This is a genomic window from Streptomyces sp. URMC 126 (genome assembly GCF_051386555.1).
In the GTDB taxonomy this organism is placed as follows: Bacteria; Actinomycetota; Actinomycetes; order Streptomycetales; family Streptomycetaceae; genus Streptomyces.
Window position 1 is genome coordinate 1 of the sequence record NZ_JBPQTX010000296.1, and the last position, 8,545, is coordinate 8,545.

8 protein-coding genes are annotated in these 8,545 nt (G+C 72.1%); 4 read left to right on the forward strand and 4 right to left on the reverse strand.

Annotated features, from left to right (window positions below):
• Positions 1 to 139: 139 nt before the first annotated feature.
• Positions 140 to 2,881 carry a phosphoenolpyruvate carboxylase gene (ppc, locus tag ACSNOK_RS26925; protein WP_436783373.1) on the reverse strand — a complete coding sequence of 914 codons (2,742 nt, stop codon included), beginning with the start codon at positions 2,879 to 2,881 and terminating at the stop codon, positions 140 to 142.
• Between the two features lie 195 nt (positions 2,882 to 3,076).
• On the opposite strand from ppc, the gene ACSNOK_RS26930 reads away from it, so the two are divergent.
• Both ACSNOK_RS26930 and ACSNOK_RS26935 read left to right on the forward strand, forming a co-directional pair.
• Positions 3,077 to 4,102, forward strand: coding sequence for an acyl-CoA desaturase (locus ACSNOK_RS26930; RefSeq protein ID WP_436783374.1), 1,026 nt, complete (start codon positions 3,077 to 3,079; stop codon positions 4,100 to 4,102).
• Positions 4,099 to 4,791 carry a TetR family transcriptional regulator gene (locus tag ACSNOK_RS26935; protein ID WP_436783375.1) on the forward strand — a complete coding sequence of 231 codons (693 nt, stop codon included), beginning with the start codon at positions 4,099 to 4,101 and terminating at the stop codon, positions 4,789 to 4,791. The genes ACSNOK_RS26930 and ACSNOK_RS26935 overlap by 4 nt, the downstream gene beginning before the upstream one ends.
• 35 nt (positions 4,792 to 4,826) lie before the next feature.
• Here ACSNOK_RS26935 and ACSNOK_RS26940 read toward each other — a convergent pair whose 3' ends face one another.
• Positions 4,827 to 5,450 carry a Uma2 family endonuclease gene (locus ACSNOK_RS26940; RefSeq protein ID WP_436783376.1) on the reverse strand — a complete coding sequence of 208 codons (624 nt, stop codon included), beginning with the start codon at positions 5,448 to 5,450 and terminating at the stop codon, positions 4,827 to 4,829.
• Between the two features lie 131 nt (positions 5,451 to 5,581).
• Positions 5,582 to 6,412, reverse strand: coding sequence for a trans-aconitate 2-methyltransferase (locus ACSNOK_RS26945; RefSeq protein WP_436783377.1), 831 nt, complete (start codon positions 6,410 to 6,412; stop codon positions 5,582 to 5,584).
• Positions 6,413 to 6,543: 131 nt separating this feature from the next.
• On the opposite strand from ACSNOK_RS26945, the gene ACSNOK_RS26950 reads away from it, so the two are divergent.
• Positions 6,544 to 7,041 carry a MarR family winged helix-turn-helix transcriptional regulator gene (locus ACSNOK_RS26950; RefSeq protein WP_004953415.1) on the forward strand — a complete coding sequence of 166 codons (498 nt, stop codon included), beginning with the start codon at positions 6,544 to 6,546 and terminating at the stop codon, positions 7,039 to 7,041.
• On the opposite strand, the gene ACSNOK_RS26955 is transcribed toward ACSNOK_RS26950, so the two are convergent.
• Positions 7,000 to 7,788 carry a LuxR C-terminal-related transcriptional regulator gene (locus ACSNOK_RS26955; RefSeq protein ID WP_436783378.1) on the reverse strand — a complete coding sequence of 263 codons (789 nt, stop codon included), beginning with the start codon at positions 7,786 to 7,788 and terminating at the stop codon, positions 7,000 to 7,002. The two genes, ACSNOK_RS26950 and ACSNOK_RS26955, sit on opposite strands and share 42 nt — an antisense overlap.
• Positions 7,789 to 8,026: 238 nt before the next feature.
• On the opposite strand from ACSNOK_RS26955, the gene ACSNOK_RS26960 reads away from it, so the two are divergent.
• A complete protein-coding gene (locus ACSNOK_RS26960) occupies positions 8,027 to 8,479 on the forward strand; it encodes a GNAT family N-acetyltransferase (protein WP_436783379.1) in 453 nt (150 codons plus the stop codon).
• Positions 8,480 to 8,545 lie beyond the last annotated feature (66 nt).

Below are 8,545 nucleotides of genomic sequence, written 5' to 3' on the forward strand. Positions count from 1 at the left end.
GGCTGTATCAGCCCGTCCGGCGTTTGAGGACAACCGCACGGAGCGCGGTTTCAGGGGGTCTGGGGGCTGGCCCCCAGGAATCGGCGAAGGGGCGGGGCCGGGGCACCAGCCCGCCGCAGGCGCCCCGCCGCCGTGCGCCTCAGCCCGTGTTGCGCAACCCCGCAGCCACCCCGTTCACGGTGAGCAGCAACGCCCGAGCGAGCAGCGGATCAGGCGCCTCCCCCCGAGCCGCCGCCTCCCGCTGCCGGTGCAGCAGCGTGACCTGGAGGTAGGAGATCGGGTCGAGGTAGGCGTCCCGGATGTGGAACGTCTGCCGCAGCACCGGGCTCGCGTCGAGCAGTTCCTTCTCCCCGGTGATGCGCAGCACCTCCTGCACGGTGAGCTCGTGCTCCGCCCGGATCGTGTCGAAGACGTGCTTGAGCTCGTCGGGCACGAGCGTGTCGACGTAGTGCCGCGCGATGCGCAGATCCGTCTTCGCCAGCGTCATCTCCACGTTGGAGAGGAAGTTGCGGAAGAAGTGCCAGTGCTCGTGCATCTCCTCCAGGACCGTGTCGAGACCGGCCTCGCGGGCGGCCTTGAGGCCGGAGCCGACGCCGTACCAGCCGGGGACGATCTGCCGGGACTGGGTCCAGCCGAACACCCACGGGATGGCCCGGAGCCCGTCGAGGCCGGCGCCGGAGTCCGGGCGGCGGGACGGGCGGGAGCCGAGGTGGAGCTCGGCGAGCTGGTCCACCGGGGTGGAGGCGAAGAAGTAGGCGGGCAGGTCGGGATCCTCGACCAGCCGCCGGTACGCCCCGTGCGCCGCGTCCGACACCGTGTCCATGGCCGCGTCCCAGCGGGCCAGCGCCTCGTCGGACTGGCGGGGCGCGGTGTGCAGGGCGGACGCCTGGAGGGTGGCGGCGACGGTGAGTTCGAGGTTCTCCCGGGCGAGGGCCGGGATCAGGTACTTGTCGGAGATGACCTCGCCCTGCTCGGTGACCTTGATCTCACCGTCGAGCGTGCCCCACGGCTGCGCGAGGATCGCGTCGTGGGTGGGGCCGCCACCGCGGCCGACGGTGCCGCCGCGGCCGTGGAACAGCCGCAGCCGGACGCCGTACCGGTGGGCCACGTCGCGCAGCCGGCGCTGCGCGCGGTGGATCTCCCACTGGCTGGTGGTGATGCCGCCGAACTTGGAGGAGTCCGAGTAGCCGAGCATGACCTCCTGGACGTCGCCGCGGAGGGCGACGAGCCGCCGGTAGGAGGGGTCGGCGAGCATGTCGTCGAGGATCCGGTCGGCTTCCCTGAGCTCGTCCGTGGTCTCCAGCAGCGGCACGATGCCGATCTTGGCCCAGCCGCCGTGCAGGTCCATCAGCCCGGCCTCGCGGGCGAGGACGGCGGCGGCGAAGACGTCGTCGGCGCCCTGGCACATGGAGATGATGTACGACTCGACGACCTCGGGGCCGAAGCGCTCCAGGGCCTCCCGGACGGTGTGGAAGACACCGAGGGTCTTCTGGCCGGCCGCGTCGAGCGGGGCTGGGCTGGGCGCGAGCGGGCGGCGTGAGCGCAGCTCCTTGGCGAGCAGCTTGCGGCGGTACTCGCGCGGCATGTCGGCGTACCGCCAGGACTCCTCGCCGAGCCGGTCGAAGAGCTGGCCGAGGGCGTGGTGGTGGGCGTCGGCGTGCTCGCGGACGTCCAGGGTGGCCAGGTGGAGGCCGAACGCGGCGAGGGTGCGCAGGGCGCGCTCCAGCCGGCCGTCCGCGATGAGGCCGCCGCGGTGGGCGCGCAGCGAGTCCTGGATCAGCTGGAGGTCGGCGAGCAGGTCGGCGGTGCCGAGGTAGTCGCGGCCCTCCTGGTGCGGGGTGTTGTGGGCCAGGCGCTCGCGGGTGTTGAGGAGCTTCTGGCGGATGCAGGTGGCCTTGAGCCGGTAGGGCTCCTCGGCGTTGAGCCGCTTGTAGCGGGGGCTGATCTCCGGGAGGAGCTCCAGGTCGCGCTGGAGGGAGGCGAGGAGCTCCTCGGTGGCGCCGCTGTTGCGGATGGAGTTGGAGAGGGCGACGCGGAGCTTGTCCACGAGCTCGACGGCGTCGGTGATGCCGTGCTCGTGCTGGAGGATCAGCACGTCCCAGGTGACCTGCGGGGTGACGTTGGGGTTGCCGTCGCGGTCGCCGCCGATCCAGGTGCCGAAGGTCAGCGGTCGGGTGGCGGCGGGCAGCGGGACGCCGACCCGGTCGAGCTCGGCGGCCAGGTCCTCCAGGACGTCGCCGACGGCGCCGGCGTGCAGTTCGTCCAGGTAGTAGATGGCGTTGCGGGCCTCGTCGGTGGGCTCCGGGCGGGCGACGCGGAGCTCGTCGGTCTGCCAGAGCAGGTCGATGTTCTCGGCCAGGCGGAGGTCGGTGCGGCGCTTCTCGCCCTCGCCGGTGGCCTGGTGCCCCAGCAGCTCGGCGATGCGCAGGAGCTTGTTGAGGACGCTGCGGCGGGCGGCCTCGGTGGGGTGCGCGGTGAAGACGGGACGGACGCCGAGGTGCGCGACGGCTTCCTTGAGGTGCTCGGGGTCCGCGTCCTTCAGCCGGTCCGCGGTACGCGCCAGGATCGAGCCCTCGGCGTCACGCCGGGCGCCGAGCTCCCGGGCGCGGTGCACCTGCTCGGTGACGTTGGCCAGGTGGAAGTAGGTGGAGAAGGCGCGCACCAGCTTGGCGGCGGTCTCCGGGTCGGTCTCCCCCAGGAGGCGGGCGGCGGCCTCGCCGTCGGTCCGGGTGAGCGCCCTCACCCGTTCGACCAGGGCGAGGAGTTCCTCACCTTCCTGGCGGACCAGGGTCGCGCCGAGGAGGTCGCCCAGGCGGCGGATGTCGGCGCGCAGTGCGGCGCTGCGCCGTGCTTCGAGGCTGGTGGGGTCGGCACTGCTCACAGGTGCTGCTCCTAGCGGTGTTTCCGAGCACGTCTGGAGGGGTGGCGGACCGCGCTGTCCGACGCCCACCAGCATAGGTCGCCACCCGACGCGCGGTCTCGGACAGCCCTCTTGCCCCCCGCCGGGGCCCTGCCATACTTACGTTGCCGTAGGTTACGGAACCGTAGCCAGCTCCCGACCCCCACGAGGGAATCCATGACTGCAAGCCCCGACCTGATCGAGGACGTGCCGAAGGCCCAGGAGGCCCCGCTCCCCATCGCCACACTGGGTGGTGACAGCAAGCGCTCGATCGAACAGATCACGCTGCTGCTGTTCATCACCATCCCCTTCGTCGCCCTGCTCGCCGCGGTCCCCCTGGCATGGGGGTGGGGGGTCAGCTGGCTGGATCTGGGGCTGATGACGGCGATGTACTTCATCGGCTGTCACGGCATCACCATCGGTTACCACCGCTACTTCACGCACGGCTCCTTCAAGGCCAAACGCCCCCTGCGGATCGCGCTGGCGGTCATGGGCTCGCTGGCCGTGGAGGGCCCGGTGGTGCGCTGGGTGGCCGACCACCGCAAGCACCACAAGTTCTCCGACGCCGAGGGCGACCCGCACTCGCCGTGGCGCTACGGGGAGACCGTGCCGGCCCTGATGAAGGGCCTCTGGTGGGCACACGTCGGCTGGATGTTCGACGAGGAGCAGACGCCGCAGCACAAGTACGCCCCGGACCTCATCAAGGACCCGGCGATCCGCTGGGTCTCCCGTACGTTCGTCCTCTGGACGACGATCTCGCTGCTGATCCCGCCGCTGGTCGGCGGGCTGGTGACCTGGTCCTGGCAGGGAGCGGTGACGGCGTTCTTCTGGGGTTCGCTGGTCCGGGTGGCGCTCCTGCACCACGTGACCTGGTCGATCAACTCGATCTGCCACGCGGTCGGCAAGCGGCCGTTCAAGTCCCGCGACCGCTCCGGCAACGTGTGGTGGCTGGCGATCCTGTCCTGCGGCGAGTCCTGGCACAACCTGCACCACGCCGACCCGACCTCGGCGCGGCACGGCGTGCTGCGGGGCCAGATCGACTCCAGCGCCCGGCTCATCCGCTGGTTCGAGCTGGCCGGCTGGGCGTACGACGTGCGCTGGCCGAGCGCGGGCCGCATCGCGGCGCGGCGCGCGCCCCGGCCGGGCGAGGAGGGCTCCCCGGCGGCCGGCGGCGAGAAGAAGGACGCCGCTCAGGCGGCATGATGGACGGCGTGGCGATCGACAGCAAAACCTCCGGTAAGAAGGACCTGACCCCCGCGCAGGGGGCCAGACGCACCCGCCGGGTGCGGATGACCGGCGCGGAGCGCCGTGAGCAGTTGCTGGACATCGGTCGCACACTCTTCGCCGAGCGGGGTTTCGAGGGCACGTCGGTGGAGGAGATCGCGGCCAAGGCCGGGGTCTCCAAGCCCGTGGTCTACGAGCACTTCGGCGGCAAGGAGGGGCTGTACGCGGTGGTCGTCGACCGCGAGATGCGGCAGCTCCTCGACATGGTGACGGGCGCTCTCACCGCGGGCCACCCGCGCGAGCTCCTGGAACAGGCCGCGTTCGCCCTGCTCGACTACATCGAGACGTATACGGACGGGTTCCGCATCCTCGTCCGCGACTCCCCCGTGGCCCAGTCGACGGGCACCTTCGCGTCGCTGATCAGCGATATCGCCACGCAGGTCGAGGACATCCTCGGCATGGAGTTCAAGGCCCGGGGCTTCGACCAGAAGCTGGCCCCGCTGTACGCCCAGGCCCTGGTCGGCATGGTGGCCCTGACGGGCCAGTGGTGGCTCGACGTCCGCAAGCCGAAGAAGGCCGAGGTGGCGGCCCATCTGGTCAACCTCGCCTGGCACGGACTGGACGGGCTGGAGCAGCGGCCCCGGCTGGTGGGACACCGCAAGAGCTGAGCCGCCCGGGAAGGGGCGACGGGGGACGGCGGCGGTCAGGGCGCGGTGATCGCCGCGCCGATGGCGAAGCCTTTGGCCGGGCCGGAGGGGATCACGGCGTCGGTGCCGTAGGGGACGCGGTGCTCGTCGAGATAGTCCTCCTTCTCCGTGGCCGGCGAGCTCAGCAGGACAACCGCGCCGTCGCCGTCGAAGTCGTCGACGAGCACGTAGAGCGGGATCCCGGCGCGGGCGTACTCACGGCGCTTGCGGATCCGGTCACGCTCCTGGTTGCGGCGGCCGGGCGAGACGACCTCGACGACGGCACTGACGCCCGCGGCGTCGATGCCGAGGCCTTCCTCGTCGGGAACCTCGTCCAGGTCGGCGGGGGCGATGAGAAGGTCCGGGATCCAGCCTTTGCGGCGGTGCATCAGGTTCGCGTCCTGGAAGGGCGCGTGCCCCGAATCCGCCAAGTGGGCGTCGAGTGCCCGTCGCAGGCGATTGATGACAATGGTGTGGCGACGATTGCCAGTGGGCGACACCTCGATGGACCCCTCGATGATCTCAGCGCGGTAGCCCTCGGGGAGATCCATGGCCTTCCACGTCTCCCACAGAAACGTGTCCAGATCGGCCACCGGTTCGTCATCCGCCACCGGGATCACCTCGTGCGCGAGTGCGGTCATCGTGAAGCACCTCCTCCTTCAGTCTGGGCGCGGGCGCCATTGCGGCACAAGCGACGCCACGGACGCTACGAGGTCCCGAGGAGCTCCACGGTCGACCTTCACGCCCTTCACGCGAAAGGGTGATCCGATGATCACCCCTCACCCTGCCCGCCTGCCTTCCGCGCCACCGCGAAGATCCGGCGGAACGGGAAGACCGTGCCGTGCGGGCCCGGTGGGTACGCCTCGCGGAGGAGGGCCGCGTACTCGGTGAGGAAGGCGTCGCGCTCGGCCGGGTCGTCGGCCAGGGCCGTGAGGACGGGGCGGAGGGCGGTGCCCATGAGCCAGTCGAGGACGGGGTCGGGGCCCGGGAGGAGATGGACGTATGTGGTCTCCCAGGCGTCGACCGTCAGGCCCAGGTCGGCGAGGCGGGCGAGGTAGGCGGCCGGGTCGAGGACGTGGACGGGGCCGCGGGCGGCGTCCGCGAGACGGGCGCGCCGGCGCGGGGTGTCGCAGAGGTCGCGCATCAGGGTGTGCGAGGGCGCGTCCTGGTGGTCGGGCACCTGGAAGGCGAGGACGCCGGCGGGGGTGAGGGCCTCGGTCCAGGCGGGGAAGGACGCGGGGTGGTCCGGTACCCACTGGAGCAGGGCGTTGGCGACGATCAGGTCGAGGGGGCCGTCCGGGGTCCAGCGAGCCGCGTCGGCGGCGGCGAAGGAGATCCGGCCGCCGCCGCTGGTGGGGCCCGCGTGCGCGGCGGCGGCGCGCAGCATCTCGGGCGAGTTGTCGAGGCCGGTGATCAGGGCGTCGGGCCAGCGGTCGGCGAGCAGGGCGGTGGCGTTGCCGGGGCCGCAGCCGAGGTCGACGATCCGGGCCGGGCCGGGGCCGGGAAGGTCGGGGACGCGGGCCAGGAGATCGTGGAAGGGGCGGATGCGGGGGCCGGAGTGGCGGAGGTACTGCCGCGGGTCCCAGGTCGGGGTGTGGGGCATGGGGGCCTCCCGAACGTGGTGGGGCGGAGGGTGCCGGGGAGGGGCGGAGGTGCGGGCCTCGCCGTCAGCATCCCTCCGGATTATCTCGACGTCAAGAGACTTCATGTCGACAGACCCACTACACTGATCTCATGGAGGACGAGGTCGATCGACTGGTCGCAGCGTGGCGCCGGGAGCGCCCGGACCTCGACGTGGAACCGCTGGAAGTCCTGAGCCGCGTCAGCCGGCTCGCCCGGCACCTCGACCGGGCACGGCGGATCGCGTTCGCCGAGCACCAGCTGGAGCCTTGGGAGTTCGACGTCCTGACGTCGCTGCGCCGTGCGGGCGCGCCGTATCAGCTGTCCCCCGGTCAACTGCTGACCCAGACCCTGGTCACCTCCGGGACCATGACCAACCGCATCGACCGGCTCGCCAAAAAGGGCCTGGTCCGTCGGGAGCCCGACCCCAACGACCGGCGCGGCGTACTGGTACGGCTGACGGAGGAGGGGCGGGACCGCGCGGACGAGGCGCTCGCCGGGCTGCTCGCCCAGGAACGGGCGATCCTCGCCGAGCTCTCCACCGCGCAGCGCGTCGAACTCGCGGCACTGCTACGCCAGTTGACCGCCCCGTTCGACAACGTCCCCGGTTAGGTCGACCGGGCCCACTCCGGCCCGGCGGGCCAGCGCGACGGCGGCGAGCGTGGAGTGCACGCCCAGCTTGCCCAGGACGTTCTGCATATGCGTCCGCACCGTGTGCGGGGAGAGGAACAGCCGTTCGGCGACGGCCTTCCGGCCCAGCCCGGCCACCATGCAGCGGAGCACCTCGCGCTCGCGCGGGGTGAGCGACTCCACCAGGCGCTCGCTCTCCGTCCGGTGCTTGCGCGCGGCCGTCAGCTCCCGCAGGACTCCCGTCAGCAGGGCGGGCGGCAGATGCGTCTCGTCCCGCAGCACCCCTCGTATCACCGCCAGCAGGCGGGAGAGCGAACAGTCCTTCGCCACCCAGCCACCGGCCCCGGCCTGCAGCGCCGCCGCCGCCCGGCGCGGGTCGTCCCGCTCCGCGAGCACGACCGTGCGCACCCCCGGGTGCCCGGAGCGCACCCCGGCCACCAGCGAGATCCCGTCCACCACACCCTCGGGCTGACCCGTCACCGGCCGCCCGGGAGGCCGGCGCTGCTCCGGGACGCGCGCCGCTTCCACGGCCGCCGCGCCCAGATCGGCGTCGATCAGCAGGACGTCGAAGCGCCGCCCTTCCGCCGCCGCGCGCTCCAGGGCGCGCAGCGCCGCCGGCCCACTGCCGGCCGCCGAGACGTCCACGTCCTGCTCGGCCGCGAGGGCGGCGGCGAGCGACTCGGCGAAGATGCGGTGGTCGTCGACCACCAATACCCGAATACGTGCCACAACCACCCCCAAATTCGGGGAGGCGCGCAGTGCGGGTACGGCGCCCGGTACGGAGCCGTCGCACGCGCACGGCCGCCGCCGTGCTCTGACAACTACCCCACCCCGGGCGACGTACCTGCCTGTCTCGCCCCCTGATCGGCGTCGGCCCCCACCGACGCTGTGCTCAGCGTACGGCCGGGGTCCGACAACGGAAGCCGATTCGCAAAACTGCTTGACCCAGATGTTTATCGTGAGCTTTATGTTCAGTATTGAGGTAGTGAACGACGCGGAACGACGCGATGTGGTCCATCGGCGGCTCGCCGCCGACAACACCGAACGGTCGTCCGTACTGCGCTCCCTGCGCGGCACCCCCGCCGAGGACAGCGTCCCCCTCCAGGTCTACGCCACGGGCGACGACGGGGAGTTGGCCGGCGGCCTGGTCGGCTACGTCCAGTACCACTGGCTGCACATCGACTACCTCTGGGTCGACGCGCGGCACCGGGGCACGGGACTCGGCGGGCGGCTCGTGGCCGACGCCGAGGAGACCGCCCGCCTGCGGTACGGCTGCGTCGGCAGCCGGGTGGAGACCTGGGACTTCCAGGCGCCGGACTTCTACCGCAAACAGGGCTACCGCGTGGTCGCCACGGTGGAGGACTACCCGCCGGGCGTCACCGACTACACATTGATCAAGTCCCTGACCACGGAAGGCTGAACGGCGGCCCCCGGTCCTCCGCGCCGGCTCCCGGCGGGCGCCCCTCAGTCGTCCCGCCCCGCGCCC

Coding starts and splice junctions, on each gene's coding strand:
- ACSNOK_RS26960 (WP_436783379.1), top strand. CDS start 8,027: ATGTTCAGTATTGAGGTAGTGAACGACGCGGAACGACGCGATGTGGTC.
- ACSNOK_RS26950 (WP_004953415.1), top strand. CDS start 6,544: ATGGAGGACGAGGTCGATCGACTGGTCGCAGCGTGGCGCCGGGAGCGC.
- ACSNOK_RS26940 (WP_436783376.1), bottom strand. CDS start 5,450: ATGACCGCACTCGCGCACGAGGTGATCCCGGTGGCGGATGACGAACCG.
- ACSNOK_RS26930 (WP_436783374.1), top strand. CDS start 3,077: ATGACTGCAAGCCCCGACCTGATCGAGGACGTGCCGAAGGCCCAGGAG.
- ACSNOK_RS26935 (WP_436783375.1), top strand. CDS start 4,099: ATGATGGACGGCGTGGCGATCGACAGCAAAACCTCCGGTAAGAAGGAC.
- ACSNOK_RS26945 (WP_436783377.1), bottom strand. CDS start 6,412: ATGCCCCACACCCCGACCTGGGACCCGCGGCAGTACCTCCGCCACTCC.